This is a genomic window from Fibrella arboris, assembly GCF_041321095.1.
GTDB lineage: Bacteria > Bacteroidota > Bacteroidia > Cytophagales > Spirosomataceae > Fibrella > Fibrella arboris.
Genome location: NZ_JBGGWE010000011.1, coordinates 181787 through 199138 on the forward strand (window position 1 = coordinate 181787; position 17352 = coordinate 199138).

General features: G+C 54.0%; 16 protein-coding genes. 6 read left to right on the plus strand and 10 right to left on the minus strand.

All coding sequences use genetic code 11. From position 1 onward, the window contains the following. Window positions 1–135 precede the first annotated feature (135 nt). Both ACAW75_RS19265 and ACAW75_RS19270 read right to left on the minus strand, forming a co-directional pair. Window positions 136–648, minus strand: a complete 513-nt coding sequence (locus ACAW75_RS19265; protein WP_370730377.1) for a rhodanese-like domain-containing protein — start codon at window positions 646–648, stop codon at window positions 136–138. Beyond that, on the minus strand, window positions 645–1334 hold the full coding sequence (locus ACAW75_RS19270) for a DUF2490 domain-containing protein (protein ID WP_370730378.1): 690 nt from the start codon (window positions 1332–1334) through the stop codon (window positions 645–647). The genes ACAW75_RS19265 and ACAW75_RS19270 overlap by 4 nt, the downstream gene beginning before the upstream one ends. A 365-nt stretch (window positions 1335–1699) precedes the next feature. Between ACAW75_RS19270 and ACAW75_RS19275 the strand changes: the two genes are divergently transcribed. Further along, window positions 1700–4720 (plus strand): serine hydrolase domain-containing protein, encoded by a 3021-nt coding sequence (locus ACAW75_RS19275; protein ID WP_370730379.1) that lies wholly within the window; start codon window positions 1700–1702, stop codon window positions 4718–4720. A 17-nt stretch (window positions 4721–4737) separates the two neighbouring features. Continuing rightward, a complete protein-coding gene (gene nth, locus ACAW75_RS19280; protein ID WP_370730380.1) occupies window positions 4738–5397 on the plus strand; it encodes an endonuclease III in 660 nt (219 codons plus the stop codon). Window positions 5398–5492: 95 nt separating this feature from the next. Here the strand turns inward: nth and ACAW75_RS19285 are convergent, their stop codons facing one another. From ACAW75_RS19285 to ggt, 3 genes are all read right to left on the minus strand, one after another. Further along, the gene (locus tag ACAW75_RS19285) at window positions 5493–5912 is read right to left on the minus strand and encodes a nucleoside-diphosphate kinase (RefSeq protein ID WP_370730381.1); all 420 of its coding nucleotides are present in this window, start codon (window positions 5910–5912) and stop codon (window positions 5493–5495) included. Window positions 5913–6150: 238 nt separating this feature from the next. Beyond that, window positions 6151–6387: a hypothetical protein gene (locus tag ACAW75_RS19290; protein ID WP_370730382.1), complete on the minus strand. Its 237-nt coding sequence runs from the start codon at window positions 6385–6387 to the stop codon at window positions 6151–6153. An 18-nt stretch (window positions 6388–6405) separates the two neighbouring features. Next, a complete protein-coding gene (gene ggt, locus ACAW75_RS19295) occupies window positions 6406–8211 on the minus strand; it encodes a gamma-glutamyltransferase (RefSeq protein WP_370730383.1) in 1806 nt (601 codons plus the stop codon). 224 nt (window positions 8212–8435) lie between these two features. Here ggt and ACAW75_RS19300 point away from each other — a divergent pair, with 224 nt between their 5' ends. Further along, the gene (locus tag ACAW75_RS19300; RefSeq protein ID WP_370730384.1) at window positions 8436–9677 is read left to right on the plus strand and encodes an ABC transporter permease; all 1242 of its coding nucleotides are present in this window, start codon (window positions 8436–8438) and stop codon (window positions 9675–9677) included. Between the two features lie 115 nt (window positions 9678–9792). On the opposite strand, the gene ACAW75_RS19305 is transcribed toward ACAW75_RS19300, so the two are convergent. From ACAW75_RS19305 to ACAW75_RS19315, 3 genes are all read right to left on the minus strand, one after another. Then, complete coding sequence (locus ACAW75_RS19305; RefSeq protein WP_370730385.1) at window positions 9793–10539, minus strand: dioxygenase family protein; 747 nt, start codon at window positions 10537–10539, stop codon at window positions 9793–9795. A 294-nt stretch (window positions 10540–10833) separates the two neighbouring features. Next, window positions 10834–11361 (minus strand): CopD family protein, encoded by a 528-nt coding sequence (locus tag ACAW75_RS19310; protein ID WP_370730386.1) that lies wholly within the window; start codon window positions 11359–11361, stop codon window positions 10834–10836. Beyond that, window positions 11358–11570 carry a hypothetical protein gene (locus ACAW75_RS19315; RefSeq protein WP_370730387.1) on the minus strand — a complete coding sequence of 71 codons (213 nt, stop codon included), beginning with the start codon at window positions 11568–11570 and terminating at the stop codon, window positions 11358–11360. The genes ACAW75_RS19310 and ACAW75_RS19315 overlap by 4 nt, the downstream gene beginning before the upstream one ends. A gap of 32 nt (window positions 11571–11602) precedes the next feature. Between ACAW75_RS19315 and ACAW75_RS19320 the strand changes: the two genes are divergently transcribed. The 3 genes from ACAW75_RS19320 to ACAW75_RS19330 all read left to right on the plus strand — a co-directional run bounded on the left by ACAW75_RS19320 (window position 11603) and on the right by ACAW75_RS19330 (window position 14051). Next, window positions 11603–12001 carry a group III truncated hemoglobin gene (locus ACAW75_RS19320; protein WP_370730388.1) on the plus strand — a complete coding sequence of 133 codons (399 nt, stop codon included), beginning with the start codon at window positions 11603–11605 and terminating at the stop codon, window positions 11999–12001. Between the two features lie 116 nt (window positions 12002–12117). Further along, entirely contained in the window at window positions 12118–13125 is a 1008-nt protein-coding gene (locus ACAW75_RS19325; RefSeq protein ID WP_370730389.1) for an aldo/keto reductase, read from the plus strand. A 5-nt stretch (window positions 13126–13130) separates the two neighbouring features. After that, a complete protein-coding gene (locus tag ACAW75_RS19330; RefSeq protein WP_370730390.1) occupies window positions 13131–14051 on the plus strand; it encodes a helix-turn-helix domain-containing protein in 921 nt (306 codons plus the stop codon). Between the two features lie 102 nt (window positions 14052–14153). Here the strand turns inward: ACAW75_RS19330 and ACAW75_RS19335 are convergent, their stop codons facing one another. Further along, complete coding sequence (locus ACAW75_RS19335; RefSeq protein WP_370730391.1) at window positions 14154–15242, minus strand: Fic family protein; 1089 nt, start codon at window positions 15240–15242, stop codon at window positions 14154–14156. A 247-nt stretch (window positions 15243–15489) separates the two neighbouring features. Beyond that, on the minus strand, window positions 15490–17211 hold the full coding sequence (locus ACAW75_RS19340) for a GH39 family glycosyl hydrolase (protein WP_370730392.1): 1722 nt from the start codon (window positions 17209–17211) through the stop codon (window positions 15490–15492). Between the last annotated feature and the right edge of the window lie 141 nt (window positions 17212–17352).

The window sequence follows — 17352 nt, forward strand, 5'->3', positions numbered from 1 at the left end:
TCTATCGCAGGTGAGTTATGGTATTGGCCATCCTCATAATTTGTTTGCTGCCCGGAAAGCCATGTTAGAATGGCAGGCTGAACACCAGCGCGCCAAGTTGTCGCCCCTACAGCGGGATTCGCGGGTTACGAGGCGTTATTCGTATACCTTTTCGCCCCGGTTCAGCCAAATGCCCCACGTACGCGAATAGGCATGTACGCGGCGAGTAGGCTTGCCCGTGCTGTCGACAACCGGGTTACCCTGATTCACCCACTCAAATAAGCTGCCGTATAGGTTCCGCACGTTCGTGAACCCGGCCGCTTTCAGTTTCTCGCCTACTTTCTCACTCCGGTAACCAACCGAACAGTAGACCACGATGGGCGCCGTTTTAGGTACGCCTGCCACCCGGCTCAGCTCAAAATCGTCGTAACCAACCCAGCGTGCTTTAGGCAGGTGACTGACAGCGTATTCCCGTTTCTCGCGGGCATCAAACAGAATGGCATCCGGCATCTGTTTCAACTCATGACAGGTCACTATCGGCACCGATTCGTTGATCAACGCGTCGACCATCACACCAAAAGGTTTGCTGATTGTCCGTTGGGCCACACCAGGCAGTGCCGTAGTGAACAACGCTGACAGGAGCGTAACAATCGTGGACGTTCTCTTCACTGATTTAGTTTCAGGTAAAGCGTTAAGGTTAAAGCGTGTTCATCGTCAAATTCAACAAGGCTACGCCGTTCCCGGTGCGTAAACTGATAACCCGCTTCAAGGGTCGAAATGTTCGACAGCGTGCGCCCGACCGCCAGGTTTGTCCGATTAATTTCAAAGCGATTTCCATTGGCCATGAAATTGGGTGGAGCAGCCACCAGCGATTCATTCCAGATCTGGCCGTAGGTACGTGCACCAACGGCCCGCCGCCATAACGCCCTAAACCGCATCCGGCCCACATCGGCCAGCTCTGCCGGTACGAATAGGCGGTATTCATAGCCCACCCGAAAGCGGAGGGTCGATTTAGGGGGCAGCTCAAGCGTCCATTCGGCCAGTGCGGTCGGTCTCCATTCAGCTACAGGTGTTCGTTTCAGGTCAGCAGCCGTACCGAGCGCGGGATAGGTGTAAAAAAATACCGCCGGAAAAAGGCTGTATTGCCAATGGCTGGTCCGGTAGGCAGCACCCACCCGGCCTGCCCATACCAATGGCGCCCCGAACGCCTGAAAAACGCCCTGATTCAGGTTGTTTTGCCGGCGGAAAGAAGCATCTCCGAGTAAGCTCCAGTTTTTAGTAAGTGTGTACGCAGGCGCTATACGCGACCAGACCGCGGTGTGCTGATAGGTCTGAGCCTGGACGCCTGTGGTCAAAAAAAGCAGGGCAAAAGTGTACGTGGAATGGGTAAACCAGTGTCGCATTGATAGATAGGTGAGAACATGACGACACGTTGAGCAACGTAACGTCAAAGATGATGGCGTGGTTGTTGAGGACCAAACTTCTCATAAGAATTTTGGCTTAATTTCCACTGAGACTATGGTTTAAACGGTCATTTGGTTAATTTTAGGGTTCCCGACCTTACGTGAACCTACTTACCACCGACCACTTGTACGACGTTAACTAACCTATGTTTGAGTTCATGCGGAAGCATTTTTTTCTGCTAACGATTGCCACCGTACTCTTGCTGGCCGCGTTTGAATCTGGTTCTGGACGACCCAGACGAGTTTCTCGCGCCCGAATGGCAGCGAAAAAACACGCTAAAAAGGTTACGAAAAAGGCGACAAAGAAAGTGGTCGTTGTTGCCCATCCGGTAGCGCCCACCGTTGCCTATTCAACGGCTCGCCTCGAATCTGAACAGCTTGCCGGGTATCAGGGCACAGAAGTGCTTCGGCTACCTGCCAATGCCGAACAGTGGGTTGACAGCGTCTTCCAGACCATGACCCCCGACGAGAAAATCGGGCAGTTCTTTATGGTGGCGGCCTTCTCCAACCACAGCGAGAATCACCGCGTTTACATCGAGCATCTCATTCAGAACTACCATATCGGAGGCGTCATTTTCTTTCAGGGCGGGCCGCACCGGCAGGCTATGCTGACCAACCGCTACCAGGAACTGTCAAAAATTCCGCTGCTGGTGGGTATTGATGGCGAATGGGGCCTGGGTATGCGCCTCGACAGCACGATGGAATTTCCCCGGCAAATGACACTGGGTGCCATCCGCGACAATGACCTGATTTACCGGATGGGTCTCGAGATTGGCCGTCAGTGTAGCCGACTGGGTATCCACATCAATTTTGCGCCGGTCTCTGACATCAACAGCAACCCGCAGAATCCGGTTATCGGTATCCGGTCGTTTGGCGAAGGCAAAGAAAATGTAGCCAGCAAAGCTTCGGCCTACATGAAGGGGTTGCAAATGCAGCACGTCATTGCCACCGCCAAACACTTCCCCGGCCACGGCGACTCCAACGTCGATTCCCACCATTCACTGCCCGTTATCAGCCGGTCGTCGGCGCAGCTGCACGACATTGATCTGTATCCTTTCCGTAAGCTGATCGCCGACAGCCTGATGGGCGTTGTTACGGGCCATCTGCACGTACCCGTAATGGACAATCAGACGCCCGCCGTGGCGGCTACCCTGTCGGAGAAAATTGTTACCGACCTGCTAAAGAAAGAGTTGGGCTTTCGGGGGCTTGTTTTCACCGATGCGCTGAACATGGGCGGCGTGAGTCGGACCAACCGGTCGGAGGTGGTTAACCTGAAGGCGCTGATTGCAGGAAACGACATTCTGTTATATCCCGAAAACATCCGCGAAGCCACCCGCGTCATTAAAGAGGCGATTGTGTCAGGTACGTTGCCACAGGCTTTTGTCGACGAAAAAGTAAAAAAGATTCTTCGGGCTAAATACTGGGCGGGCCTGAGCCAGTATAAACCGATTGCGCTCACCAACCTGATCGGCGATCTGAACTCAACGGAGGCCGGCAACCTGAAAAAGGAGCTTTGTGAGCATGCCATTACAGTTGTCGGCGACGAAACGAAGCTGCTCCCCCTGAGTTCGGTAGATACCAATAAAATTGCGTCGATTGCGCTGGGCACTACGGCTGGCAACGTCTTTCAGAAATCGCTGGCGGGGTTGGCGGCTATAAAGCAGGTGGCGTCTTTTGAACGGCCACAGACCGATGAAGACATAGCCAGTCTGATTGCCAGTGTGGGCGATGCCAACCTGGTTGTGGTCAGTTTCCACAATATGAGTCCATCGGCATTCCGTCGGTATAGTATCAACCTGCCATCGGTCACGCTGATTCAGCGCCTGAAACAGCAAGGCAAAAAGGTGATTGCCGTTGCCTTTGGGTCGGCTTATAGCCTTAATCTGCTTACCGATGCCGATGCGCTGGTTTGTGGGTATCAGGATTTCAACGAAACGCAGCAGGCGACGGCCAAAGCGCTGTTCGGCCTTTCGCCCTCCAACGGTATCCTTCCTGTGTCGACCGGCGAGTTTAAGGTTGGGCATAGCACCATCGTTGACCCGTCAGGGCGACTGGTGCCAGCTTTACCCGAAAGTGTGGGCATGAAGGCCGCTGAGCTGGCCAAGATCGACAAGATGGTTGAGCTGGCCGTTCATGACCGCGTTATTCCCGGCTGTCAGGTGCTGGTAGCCCGGAAAGGCAAGATCATCTACGACAAGAATTTTGGCGCACTCACCTACAGCAGCGGTGGTGAGAAGGTCAGTGATAACACGCTGTATGACCTCGCTTCGCTAACGAAGGTGCTGGGTACGTTGCAGGCCGTGATGGTGCTGTACGACCGCAAAGAAATTGACCTGGCGCAGAAGGCGTCGTTCTATCTGCCCGAACTACGCGGCTCCAATAAGCAGAATATGACACTGCAAGACCTGCTCTGGCACCAGGCGGGTCTTATCTCGTTTTACCCAACGCTTTGGGACCGTACCCGTATGCCGTCGGGGAGTCTCAATCCGGCCTATTACAGCAACAGGAACGACTCGCTGCATACCTTACAGATTGCGCCAACGCTTTGGGCAAAACCCGCGCTGAAAGATTCGGTCTGGAAATGGGTGATCCAGTCGCCCCTCTCGCGCAAAGTCGATGCCGATGGCAAGCCGTCCTTCGTATACAGCGACCTAAGCTTTTTGATGCTGCAAAAGATAGTGGAACGGGTCAGCAGGCAACCCCTCGATCGGTTTCTGGAGCGGGAGGTATACCAGCCATTGGGCATTAAATCATTGACCTTTACGCCCCTGCAAAAGCTGACAAATCCACACTGCGCCCCAACCGAACAGGACACGTACTACCGGAATCAGCTGCTGGTCGGTACGGTTCATGACCAGATGGCGGCCGTGCAGGGGGGCGTGTCGGGCCACGCGGGTCTGTTCGGCAACGCTCACGACATTGCCAAACTGCTGCAAATGAATCTGCAACGCGGCGTTTACGGTGGCCAGCGTATCTTGCAGCCTATGACCGTTCCGTTCTTCACGCAGACGATCAGCACCCGTAGCCCGCGTTCACTCGGCTGGGATAAGCCGAATCCGGAAAGTACCACAAGCAGTTATTTATCGCCGTTGGCGCCGCCCCAATCCTTTGGCCATACGGGTTTTACGGGCAACATGGTCTGGGTTGACCCCGAGCAGGAACTGGTGTACGTGTTCCTGTCGAACCGCCTCTTCCCGACCGGTGGCAATAACGCCATCAACACCACGCGCCTCCGCCGTCGTATTCAGGAAACGATCTACAGCTCGCTGAAACAGTAAAGTCCGTAAATTTGGGGATGCTGAAAAAAGAGCGTTTCCGCCGATTTATCGATTATTTCACGACGCATTTTCCTGATCCGGAAACCGAGCTTAATTTCTCGAACTCCTACGAGCTACTCGTTGCCGTAATCCTGTCGGCACAGTGCACCGACAAGCGGATCAACCAGATCTCGCCTGCGTTGTTTGCCCGTTTCCCGGAAGCGGAATCGCTGGCGGCGGCTTCGGTCGAGGAAGTATTTACGTATATTCGGTCGGTATCGTACCCCAACAATAAGGCGAAACACCTGGTGGGTATGGCGCGGATGCTGATGAGCGACTTTGGCGGCAACGTACCTGGCACGATCGAGGCGTTGCAAAGGCTACCGGGCGTGGGCCGGAAAACGGCGCACGTCATCCTGTCCATTGTGTTCAACCAACCCACGATGGCCGTCGATACGCACGTGTTTCGCGTCTCGCACCGGCTGGGACTGGCCCCGTTGACGGCCACTACGCCGCTGGCTGTCGAGAAGGCACTGATGGCACACATCCCTACACAGTACGTACCCAAAGCGCACCACTGGCTCATCTTACACGGCCGCTACATCTGCATAGCGCGTTCGCCCAGGTGTGGCGAGTGTGCCCTTCGCGATGCGTGCAAGTATTATGAGAAGCTGACCAAAGCAGTACTAAGCGAATAGCTTGCGGTGACTGCCTGCTAAAAACGGGAATGGCTTCGCTCACAGCGTACTAGGCTGCTGGCGAAGCCATTCCCGTTTTCAATTCTCACTTGAAACTAATACTGCTCCGTGCCGGCGAAGAAGAAAGACCCTTCGATCTGGGCATTTTCATCTGAATCGGAGCCGTGAATAGCATTCGCTTCGATCGACTTGGCGAACAGTTTACGGATGGTTCCGTCGGCGGCCTGGGCGGGGTTGGTCGCACCAATCAGCGTGCGGAAATCAGCAACGGCGTTCTCTTTCTCCAGAATCATCGGTACAATAGCCCCCGACGACATGTAGTTTTTCAGGTCGTTATAGAATGGACGCTCGCTGTGAACGGCGTAAAATTCGCCAGCCCGTTCGGGCGTCAGCAAGGTCTTTTTAATGGCCACGATGCGGAAGCCAGCTTCCTCAATCATCTTCGTAATGGCTCCGGTATGGCCCTCTGCTACGGCATCGGGCTTAATCATGGTGAACGTGCGGTTCGTTGTCATTGCTGGGTTAACAAAATTTTATTTGGCCGCAAAAATAGGGGAATAAGTCTGGAAAGTCGGTAGTCAATAATCGATAGGCTGGAAAGTCGCCCTCTATCGCTATGGTTAAGTGCGGCCAAAGGCAGTTCTGTTGGGCGAAATACCCTTGTTGCGGAAGGTGTCGACCCACCGAAAATGGCAGACTGGCAACCAAAAGGCCGTAGGCCCGGCCCATGTTGTTATTTGTGCCCGGCCTGCTTCACTGTTCGGCTTCTCGGGTGAAATAGTAATAGATCACATACAACCAGCTTAGGATACCGTGAATAATTGCCCACAAGATCGACTTGTTCCTGGACCATGAGATAGCCACGGCAATAGCTGACCCCAATCCGATTCCGTTATTAACAGCTACCTGCTGCGTAGGGGTAGTTTGCGCATAGCTGGCAGTAACGCAAAAAACCAGCAGCAGGGGGAGCCGGAAGCGATCCTTTTTCATGTGCTTCTATCGGCTCGTTTAAAAGCCCATGGCGGTGTTATCGGCGCGGGGGTCAGAGGCCCCTTCGAGGCTACCGTCGGGGCGAACGAGTACGCAATCCATTCGACCGAGCGTATTGGTCAGCTGTTCGAGCACGTACCCACGGCCGATGAGCGCCTTCTGGGTAGCGTCGGTAAATGCGCCGTTCTCGAAGATAGTCTTATCAGGCAGCCACTGATGATGGAATTTCAGGGCGTTTACCGATTGCTGCATGGTCATCCCGTGTTCGATCACGTTCACAACGGTCTGAAATACAGAGGTCATAATGGTGGAACCGCCGGGTGTACCCACCACCATAAACAGTTTACCATCACGCTCCAGAATCGTTGGGGTCATGCTCGACAGCATCCGTTTGTTCGGCGCAATGGCATTGGCCTGGCTGCCAATGAGCCCGTACATATTCGGCGTACCGGGCTTGATGCTGAAATCGTCCATCTCATTATTGAGAAAGAAACCGGCACCGCCAACCACCACCCGGCTGCCGTAGCCACCGTTGAGCGTCGTGGTGATGCTAACCGCATTGCCATCCCGGTCAACGACCGAGAAATGGGTTGTCTCCAGGCTTTCGTAACCGGGCAAGGAGCCACCGTGGATGGTTTTGCTGTCGGTCGCTTTATTGAAGTTAAAGGTCTCCCACTGTTTTTGCAGGTACGTCCGGTCCATCAGTTGGGCGGTGGGTACGTTCATAAAATCGGGATCGCCAAGAAACTTGGCACGATCGGCGTATACCCGTCGTTCGGCCTCGATCATCACCTGCACCGTGCTATCGCGGTTCCAGCCCCAACGGCGAATCGGATACGGCTCAATGTAGCGGAGTAGCTGCACCAAAGCCACCCCACCACTCGAGGTCGGCGGCATGGTGATCACATTGACATTCTTGTAGCCCTGCCGGATCGGCTCACGCCAGATAGCCTGGTAGTTGGCCAAATCAGCTTCGGAGATCAGCCCCCCGCCGCGTTGCATTTCGGCCGCTACCAGTTGAGCCGTTTCCCCCGCATAAAAACCATCCCGCGCCCGGGTCTGAATCCGGCGAAGCGTTTTGCCCAGATCGGCCTGTATGAGCGTATCACCTTTAGCCCAGGTACGTCCGTCGGCCCGCATAAAGTAGGTTTTCCCGGGATTATATTTTAGCAGGTCGGCCTTGATCCGATTCAGACCGGTGGCATCGCGTTCGGTGAGGGAGAAGCCTTTTTCGGCCAGATCAACGGCGGGTTGCATGACCTGCGCCCAGGGCAGTTTACCGAATTTCTGATGCGCCTGCACCATGCCTGCTACCGAACCCGGCACACCACTGGCCAGATGCCCGCTCAGGCTAAGACCGCCCGGCCGCACATTGCCGAGGGAATCGAGATACATGGTCTGGGTAGCTTTGCCGGGCGCTTTTTCGCGGTAGTCGAGTGTGCTGGCTTTGCCCGATTTATCGCGATAGACCATAAACCCGCCACCGCCAATATTTCCTGCTCCGGGATACACCACTGCCAGCGCAAACTGCACCGCCACGGCGGCATCGACCGCATTGCCACCTGCTTTCAGGATGTTCAGGCCCACCAGCGAGGCTTCGGGGTGCGCCGAGGCCACCATGCCATTACGGCCAATTACGCCCTGCCGGTCCGAGAAAAACGGTTTCAGCGTGGGGTCTTCTTCTTTATACTGATAAACGCCCTGCCCGGTTTGTATGCTTGTTTGCGAGGCTGCTGGTGGCGTGGGTTTACACCCAACTATGACTGCGTAAGTGGCAAACGAAAGAGAAAGCAGACGAAGATGACGTACAGTACGATTGTGCATAGGTATCAAAATCAGGTTGGTCCTGCTAATCTACAGATTCGACCGGAACCGGGACTATCCTGGCCTGTATAAAAAAGGAACAGGAGTCGTTCATTTGCCATTAAACACCGAAATAAGCCAGATACCCCACTCCGGCCGTATTTTGTCCGAAAGGGGTTGAAGCGATATGGGCAGCAACGTACTTTTAGCGTCGTTCCCAACCTATTGCTTAGCTCCTGTTTCCGGTGAAAGTTGTTCGTCAAATCATAGAAAGCCTGCGTTTCGCCTGGCAATCGTTACGGTCAAATCTGCTGCGTACAACGCTCTCGTTACTAGGCGTAACTATTGGTATTTTTGCCATTATCGCTGTTTTCACCATCGTCGATTCGCTACAGCGAAATATCAAAGACACACTGGGGGGGTTAGGTACCAATGTGGTCTACGTTCAGAAATGGCCGTTTGAATTTGGTAGTGAATACCGCTGGTGGAAATATTTTCAGCGCCCCGAGCCGACCTACAATGAATACCGGCTGCTCAGCGAACGGCTCGAAAACGCGCAGGCCGTGGTGGCCATGGGTGGCCGTGGTGGTATTACGGTGAAGAATGGCAGCAACAGCATCATCTCCCGCATATCGGGCGTTACGTTCGATTATAACAAGATCTCGGACGTACCCATTGCGCAGGGCCGCTACTTTGCCCCCCAGGAAGTTGAATCGGCGCGCAATGTGGTGATTATCGGCGCCGAAATAGCTGAAACCCTGTTTCCCGTTCAGAACCCGATTGGCGAATCGATGCAGATCGCGGGCCTGAAATTCATGGTCGTCGGCGTCGTTGAGAAAAAAGGAGCCAGTATTCTGACCGTCGGGGGCAACATCGACTTAAGCTGCATTATTCCATACGGCACCTTCGCGAAACTGTTTGCCTCCAGAAGGCCCAGCCTCACTATTGCCATCAAAGGCTACGAAGCAGACGCCGGGCTGGAAAACCTGGAGGGTGAAGTCAAAGGCATTCTCCGCGCCCGTCGTAGTATCCGCCCGGCGCAGGAAGATAGTTTTGCCATTAATCGCCCCGAGGCACTGGCCAAGTTCATCAGCGGCATTTTCGCCGTACTGACCATTGCAGGCTGGTTCATTGGCGGCTTCTCCATGCTCGTTGGCGGGTTTGGCATTGCCAACATCATGTTCGTTTCCGTGAAAGAACGAACCAATATCATCGGCATTCAGAAATCGCTGGGTGCCAAGAACTATGTGATCCTGCTCCAGTTCCTGTTCGAGGCCGTTCTACTGGCTGTGGTTGGCGGGCTGGTGGGCATTGGCCTGGTGTACCTGATGTCGTTTATGAACCTCGGTAGCCTCGACATCCAGCTATCAACAGGCAACATCATGCTGGGTATCGGCGTGTCGGGCACCATTGGCATGCTCTTCGGCATTCTGCCCGCCGCCCTGGCCGCCCGGATGAACCCCGTTGATGCCATACGGTCGAAGTGATCTGCCTGCCACGTCAGTGACTAGCCGTACTGGCTTGTGCTTCGCTGCCGCCAGATGGGCCTTCGTTGTCAGCCATTGCAAAAACAACGAAGACCTATCCGGCGACAGCCTTTCCCTACCCGTTCACCACGATCGTGTGCGTCAGCGTATAGCCTGTTGACGGGCTACCCGACACCGTGGCCAATTCGGTAGTGAAGCCATCCGAAAAGACATTGTCTGTCTCATTCTTCGTATCCTGTGCTCCTTTTGTGTACCCGTACGACTGCCCCGTTGTATAGAGCGTGTTGGCCATGGCGTAGGGGAAAGCAATCTGCGTAACCAGCAGCGATTTACCGGCCGAATTGTAAATATGGACGTGTACGTGCGGGGCACGACCCGAATACCAGCCGGGGAAAATAGTGGTAAAGGCAGCCAGTCCATTGGCATCTGTTGTTTGCCGTCCGCGCAGGAAGTCGACGGTGGTAAAATTGACGCTTTGCATACCCGAGCCGCCGTACTCTGAATAATACCCATCTTTATCGCAATGCCAGACATCAACGATAGCACCCGCCAGTGCTGCGCAGCCTGTATTCTTGTTTTTGATGGTGATGTTCATGGTCATTAGTACGCCGGCACGGTCGTCGCGGATGTCTTTACGCACAAAGTTGGCGGGCACTTTGGTCGGGAAAGGGCCTTCTGTTTCTGCGGGTGAAACGGTGCAGTCGCTGGCCGAACTTCCGTTGGTCGAGCCATTTTCCGTTGTACTGCCGCTTGTAGTAGGGCCAACGCTCGTCGAGTTTTTACAAGCCGTCACCAATGGATTAATCGCGGCGATCCCCAGCAAACTGGCGAATCCACGCGTCAAAAAGTCCTTACGTTCCATGTCTGATTCGTTAGTATGAACAGGGGTTCCTTTGTCCCTCAACAGCCTGTAGAGCCACTACCACACATGACGCAGAAACAGTAGGGTAGCGTTGCAGTGCCGAACAGCATAGCGGTAAAACGGGCGAATGTGCCAGTCAAGCTACCCAACGACACTTGGAAAAACCTGGGGCCAGGCTGACCCTCATCAGGTTGGCGACGACTGTTGTCCGGTTGTTTTGTGGTATCTCATCCCCGAAACGTTCATCTGTAATTTTTTAGACAGTCTGTCCAGGCGCTTTCACCGGGCGGCGGCTCATTTCGCCCGCAGCTGCTTGTAGACACGAATGGCCACCATCAGCACCACGGCGAAAAGCAACAAGCCCCCTACCCCCCAGAGCATGCTGAGCGCGTCTTTGAGCACCACCAGAAAAACGATCCCGAACAAAAACAGCGTGGCCACTTCATTCCAGATACGAAGCTGCGTCGACGTGTAGCGCAGTTCACCCCGCTGCTGCTGGAGAAACAGCACATGACAGGCGATGTGGTAGGCGTAAAGCCCCAATACCAGCGCCAGTTTATAGAGGAGCCAGGTGGGCGTTGCGCCATAATTATACCAGGTACTCAGGCCTAAAAGCAGCGTCAGTATCGCCGATGGCCACGTAATCCCGTACCACAGTCGACGTTGCATGAGGGCAAACTGCGTTTGAAGCACCTGACGGGCTGCGTCGGGCTGGTCGGCGGCTTCGGTGAAGTAGATAAACAGGCGCGGCATATAGAATAACCCGGCAAACCAGGTCACGATGAAAATGATATGCAGCGCCTTAACGTAAAAAAAAGTCATGGTATAAAGTACGAATCAGTGAACGATGAGCCCGCCCAACAGGTCAATGACACGGTCGGTACCGGCGGCACAATCGGGGCGTGCGTAACGGCAACGTTGGTTTGTCTGCCGCTGGGCAGTTCGCGAAAGATACTAAATACGTTGTCGGTACTGGCTTTATCCAGGTTTCCCGTTGGCTCAGCGCCCATGATCTGGACGTTGATCACCAAAGATAAATTTGATTAACTGCTTTCTAAAGCCAATGACTGCGACCTTAAACGACAGTGAATCGGAGGCTGATATTGCCTATTTTCTGGGCCGGTTCTACACCCAAGTTCGGGCGAATGCTGAACTTGGCCACATTTTCGACGGTGTGGCCAGAGTAGACTGGCTGGCGCATTTGCCCCGAATCACCGCGTTCTGGTCAGACTTATTACTTGGTACGGGCACGTATCAGGGCAATCCGATGCGCCCGCATTTTGACCTGGCCCAGAAAACGCCAATCTCAGCTGCTCATTTTGATCAATGGCTGGTCCTTTTCACCCAAACGCTGAACGAGTGCTTTGCTGGCGACCGCACCCGCGAAGCCCTGCTTCGGGCGCAATCCATTGCCGCCGTCATGCAAAGCCGACTGTATACGACGGGCTTGCTGGCGCAATGAGCAGCAACCTGGCCCAATTCTGAACACAACGATACGGGGTTTGGCTACTTTTTGGCCTGTGTGCGCACTGACCTTTGCAGGGTCGAAATAAAACGAACACAAACCAGAAAAAGACAATGCGTATTCCAACAATGAACCTGGGTAGTCAGGGGCTGGTGGTGCCGGCCATCGGGCTGGGCTGCATGGGCATGACCCAGATTAACGGTGCCGACATCTACGGCAAATCCGACGAGGCGGAAGCCATCGCCACTATTCACCGCTCGCTCGAACTGGGTGGCAATTTCCTCGACACGGCCGATCTGTACGGGCCGCTGCACAACGAACGGCTGATCGCCAAAGCCATCAAAGGCAACCGCGATCAGTACATCATTGCCAGCAAATTCGGTTACGAGATCGACGATGCCGGTCAGCTTACCTGGCAGATCAACGGCCGGCCCGGCTACGTGAAGAAGGCCATCGAACGGTCGCTGAAAAACCTGGGTACTGACTACATCGACCTGTACTACCTGCACCGGCTCGATCCAGCCACACCCATCGAAGACACCGTTGGCGCGATGGCGGAGTTGGTGAAGGAAGGCAAAATCGGCTATATCGGTCTGTCGGAGGTATCGCTGGAAACGGTGAAGCGCGGCCATCAGGTGCACCCGATCACGGCTGTGCAAACCGAATATTCGCTGTTTGAGCGCAACCCCGAGGAACTGGGTACGTTGCCCGGACTGGTCGAATCAGGCATCGGTTTCGTCGCCTATTCGCCACTGGGCCGTGGTTTTCTGTCGGGCGACATCACCAGCCCCGACGATTTTCCGGCCGATGATTTCCGGCGCAGCATTCCCAAGTTTCAGGGCGAACAGTTCCAGAAGAACCTTGACCTGGTTGCCGCCATCAAAGCCATGGCTGGTGAAAAAGGGATCACGCCGTCGCAACTGGCGATCGCCTGGGTGCTTGCCAAAGGGGCACTGCCCATTCCCGGTACCAAGCGGGTCAGGTACGTTGAGCAGAATATCGCCGCTACCAACATCACGCTAACCACCGGCGAGCTGGAACGTCTGGAAGCTATTGTTCCGTTAGGCCTATCGACGGGCGACCGCTATGATGCCGTAAGTATGAGCATGGTCGACCAGTAAACGCTATGAAAAAAGAAGTCAATCACCCCTACGTCATCGAGTCTGTTTCGGAGCTACACCGGCTGATGGGCTTGCCGAAGCCAGCGCATCCGCTCGTCAGCGTGATCGATCTGAGCGATGTCAACTGCCGGATCGATGTGCCGACCCAGAGTTTTGTCTATAATTTCTATTCGATCTGCATCAAGAAAGATTTCACTGGCAAGCTGAAGTACGGCCAGAACTATTACGATTTCGACGAAGGGGTGATGACCTTCTTTTCGCCCGGTCAGGTAATCTCGACCGTTACGCCCGACGATATGGCCATGTCGGGCTGGTGGCTGACGGTGCATCCCGATTTTCTGCTGAACCATGCGCTGGCGAAGGGCATCAAAGACTACGGTTTTTTCTCCTACGCCGTTAACGAAGCCCTGCACGTGTCAGACAAGGAAGAGGCAATGATCAAGTCGATCATGCTGAACATCGCGCAGGAATACCACGCCCCGATCGATGGGTTCAGTCAGGATGTGATGCTGTCGCATATCGACCTGCTGCTCCACTACGCCAATCGGTTCTATAACCGCCAGTTCATCACCCGCAAACACGTGAACAACGACCTGCTGACGAAGCTGGAAACGATTCTGACGGATTATTTCAACGGCGAGCAAGTGCAGGAACAAGGCTTGCCCACGGTTCAGTACCTGGCCGGTCAGCTATCGGTTTCGCCAACGTACCTGAGCGATATGCTCCGCTCACTGACCGGGCAAAGCACCCAGCAGCATATTCATAACAAGCTGATCGAGAAGGCCAAAGAGAGCCTGACAACGACCTCGTTATCGGTCAGTGAAATTGCTTACCGCCTTGGTTTCGAGTACCCGCAGTCGTTCAGCAAACTGTTCAAAAGCAAGACCAACCTCTCCCCGCTGGAATTCAAGCACTCGTTTAATTGATTATTGGAAAAGGTTGCTTTTGTGCATTGCTTTTGTGCGTGGCCCTGAGCCTTTCGGGGACGCCTAGTCGAGGGGCCATGCACAAAAGCAACCTGGAAGATTCTAGTCAGCCAGCAGATCAATCAACCGTTGGTTGACATAGTAGGTTGTTCGGCCGTTCAAACTTGGCGTTAGAACACCATCTTCGGCCAGCTTTTTAAGATAAACAGCTGCTGTTTGCCGATGCGCTAACTTTTGCCGCACTAAGAAATCAATTTTAAGGTACGGCTGTGCGAACATCAATCTAAGCAAATCCGGATTGTAGGATGCGCGCAGCGTTTGGCGCATCTCCTGCTCAATTTGATCCATCAATGCTAGAATGCGCTTGATCTTGGACATGGTCAGCTGAGCAGTTTGAGCAATTCCTGTCAACATATATACAATCCATTCTGTCCAGGACTGTTGCTCAGTGACCTGCCTCAATAGCTGATAGTAATCGGTACGATTTAGGTTTATGTAACGGCTCAGATAAAGTACAGGATGAGGTAACAAATCCTGCTGTACTAAATAAAGCCCATTTAGAATCCGGCCGGTACGGCCGTTGCCATCCAGAAATGGGTGAATAGCTTCGAATTGGTAGTGAATGAGTGCTAATTTGATTAATGGGTCCAGCCCATCAGTACTCTCTTCATTGATGAACTGTTCCAGAGCAGATAGCTTTTGGCGAACTACATCCTCGCAGCAAGGTGGTGTATACATCACTGCGCCTGTAGCAGCGTTGCGCAGGTTTGTTCCGGGCGTTTGACGGATGGCCGATCGGTTTTGCTTTATGGTCTGAACAACGTCAATCAGGGTATTCGTTACGATTAGGTTGTGTTGCGCCTTCATACGAGCTAGGCCTATGTATGTCGCTTCCCGATAACTCAATACTTCTTTTGCTGATGAATTTGCAGGAGTTTCGTCTATAGATGCCCTGAATAGTTCATCTTGTGTCGTAACAATGTTCTCAATGGCAGAGCTATCCCGACTTTCCTGTAGTACCAGCGTATTCAATAATAACATTGGGTCAGGCAGGGTAGCGCAGAGACCTTTCAATTCGCCCAGATACCGAGTTGCGGTTGTTAGTGCATGGACGACTACCGGTTGATAAAAATTTGCTCCTGGTGGTAGATCGGGCAAATCATTGTATGGTAATGCTCTATCATATGCCATTATGACGCTTACTTTATGTCGATGTAATGCAGAATATTCGACAATGATAATCCCGTATGTCGAATATTCTGCATTACATCGACATAAAAGAGATTCAATGTCGAAACGATACCCATCAAGGCATGCTAATGTCGAAAAAATGGGAAATATTCGACATCAAGGAATGCGTCATGTATAAACACTTAACATGACACATCCCCTGATGTATGAGGTTGGCCAAAAACTTACCATCAACGCTGGCGCTGGCCTATTTCCAGGTCACTTTCAGCAGCGACACGCCCTGGCGCGGTAAGGCGAAGGAGAGGGTGGCTTCGCCGTTGTTGACACGTACCTGTTCGGGGGCGGCGAGTTGCTGGAGTTGCCCTGCTTTTTCCAGTTCAGCGATCTGGCTGTTGGTTGGTGCTTGGGGCGACCCCATCTTTTTCCAGGCTTCGTACGAATTGCTATGCTGCTGGTCGATGCGGTAGTGCTGCACCGTGGCGGTCTTGCCGGGGATGCCCTTCAGATGAACCGATACGGGTGCGTCGGGCGCGGGTACGTTGTCGTCGTGGTAATGCCAGACCATCACCGCCGCCGATTTGGCCTCTTTGCTGGCCAGGGCGTTAATGTCGGCTTCGGCCCGCACGCTTTCGTCGCGAACGCGGGCGTAGTCGTAGGCCAGTTTGCTCGTCACCTCGACCCGGTTGGTGGGCATCATCCCGAACATACGGAACACATTCAGCACCGGTTTATCAACGCCATTCGTGGCCAGATCGCGGAACCCACGAAACCAGGGCTGGTTCTCGAACTCGAACGCCCAGGTGACCGCCCCCGCCAGGTTCACGCCCCGCGATTGCGCCAGGTCATACTTGCGGGCAAACGAAGCAGCGGTATAGCTCGAATACATGGTCCCATTCCGGTAGGCGTTCTGCGGGCTCATATCTTCTGAACAGGCCGCGCAGCCTTCGGGGTCCGACTCGCCGATGATGATGGGCAGATTTTTCAGGCTGGGGTACGAGGCCACCACTTCAAAACCCTTGTCGATGTCGCGGAGCTGCGTACCCATGTTCATCTGCACGTGGCCGTCAACCAGCTTAGGCGCTCCTTTGGCGTGGAAGGTGATGAAATCGAGGGGGGCGCCGGTTTTGCCGGTGACGGCGTTAGTTCCGTTTACGATATGGTCCATAAAGGCCTTGAAGAACGTATACGCCCCTTTACTGCCCGGGCCCGTCACTTCAGGACCGCCGATTTTGGCTGTTGGCAACGCCCGTTTCACGGCGTCGGCGGTATAGTCATAGAGCTTGATGTACTCTTCGGTGGTGCCTTTCCAGTAGCTGATATTGGGTTCGTTCCAGAGTTCCCAGTACCAGCTTTCCACTTCTTTTTGGCCGTACTTCTGTACCGAGTGTTTCACCCATTGATACACCAGTTCGCTCCATTTGTTGTAGTCTTTGGGCGGGTAGGCCCAACCCAGGTAAATATCATTGTAATTGTCGCCGGGTTTCCAGTGGTGGCGGTAGGGCTGTGGTTTTGTCGATAGGGCTTCGGGCATGAACCCGATCTGGGCAATGGGTTTCATTCCACGCTGAATGAAGGTGTCGAAAATACGGTCGATGATCGTCCAGTCGTAGATGGGGTTCCCGTTGGCATCTTCGGTATAGGCGTTGGTCGACCCCCATTTAAGGGCTGCTTCGCCATCGCCGGTAACGAGCAGGCTATGCACCCGTACATTCACAGGTACGTTGCTCAGTTTGGCAATCTCGGTCAAGAGCTTTTTGCCGTCTTTCATGTAGGTGTAATTCGGCTCATCGTAGCCAAACCAGGCCCAAATCGGCGTTAGCGGGCCTTTGCTTTTGGTCAGGTCGACGTTGATCTGAACGGGCTGGCCGGGGGCTGGCTGGGCAAGGCTGGTATAGCCGACGAATAAACTACAGGCGGTGCCCGCAAGAAGCGTAAGCGTACGGGTAAAGCTGGTTTTACGTTGAATCATGAGCGAAAAGGGTTTGTTATGGGTACGTAGGCACTGACCGCTTGCGCGATGAATACACCAAATCGCCGTGCCTGGAACGAACCATCCACTGCGAAAGGCCGGGTACGGGTTATTCTCATAGCCGACCGCCAGAACAAACCG

What these genes read in the sequence shown, in the direction of transcription:
- ACAW75_RS19330 (WP_370730390.1), top strand. Translation starts at nt 13,131, where the DNA reads ATGAAAAAAGAAGTCAATCACCCCTACGTCATCGAGTCTGTTTCGGAG.
- ACAW75_RS19290 (WP_370730382.1), bottom strand. Translation starts at nt 6,387, where the DNA reads ATGAAAAAGGATCGCTTCCGGCTCCCCCTGCTGCTGGTTTTTTGCGTT.
- ACAW75_RS19325 (WP_370730389.1), top strand. Translation starts at nt 12,118, where the DNA reads ATGCGTATTCCAACAATGAACCTGGGTAGTCAGGGGCTGGTGGTGCCG.
- ACAW75_RS19275 (WP_370730379.1), top strand. Translation starts at nt 1,700, where the DNA reads ATGGCAGCGAAAAAACACGCTAAAAAGGTTACGAAAAAGGCGACAAAG.
- ggt (WP_370730383.1), bottom strand. Translation starts at nt 8,211, where the DNA reads ATGCACAATCGTACTGTACGTCATCTTCGTCTGCTTTCTCTTTCGTTT.
- ACAW75_RS19320 (WP_370730388.1), top strand. Translation starts at nt 11,603, where the DNA reads ATGACTGCGACCTTAAACGACAGTGAATCGGAGGCTGATATTGCCTAT.
- ACAW75_RS19340 (WP_370730392.1), bottom strand. Translation starts at nt 17,211, where the DNA reads ATGATTCAACGTAAAACCAGCTTTACCCGTACGCTTACGCTTCTTGCG.
- ACAW75_RS19310 (WP_370730386.1), bottom strand. Translation starts at nt 11,361, where the DNA reads ATGACTTTTTTTTACGTTAAGGCGCTGCATATCATTTTCATCGTGACC.
- ACAW75_RS19285 (WP_370730381.1), bottom strand. Translation starts at nt 5,912, where the DNA reads ATGACAACGAACCGCACGTTCACCATGATTAAGCCCGATGCCGTAGCA.
- nth (WP_370730380.1), top strand. Translation starts at nt 4,738, where the DNA reads ATGCTGAAAAAAGAGCGTTTCCGCCGATTTATCGATTATTTCACGACG.
- ACAW75_RS19305 (WP_370730385.1), bottom strand. Translation starts at nt 10,539, where the DNA reads ATGGAACGTAAGGACTTTTTGACGCGTGGATTCGCCAGTTTGCTGGGG.
- ACAW75_RS19335 (WP_370730391.1), bottom strand. Translation starts at nt 15,242, where the DNA reads ATGGCATATGATAGAGCATTACCATACAATGATTTGCCCGATCTACCA.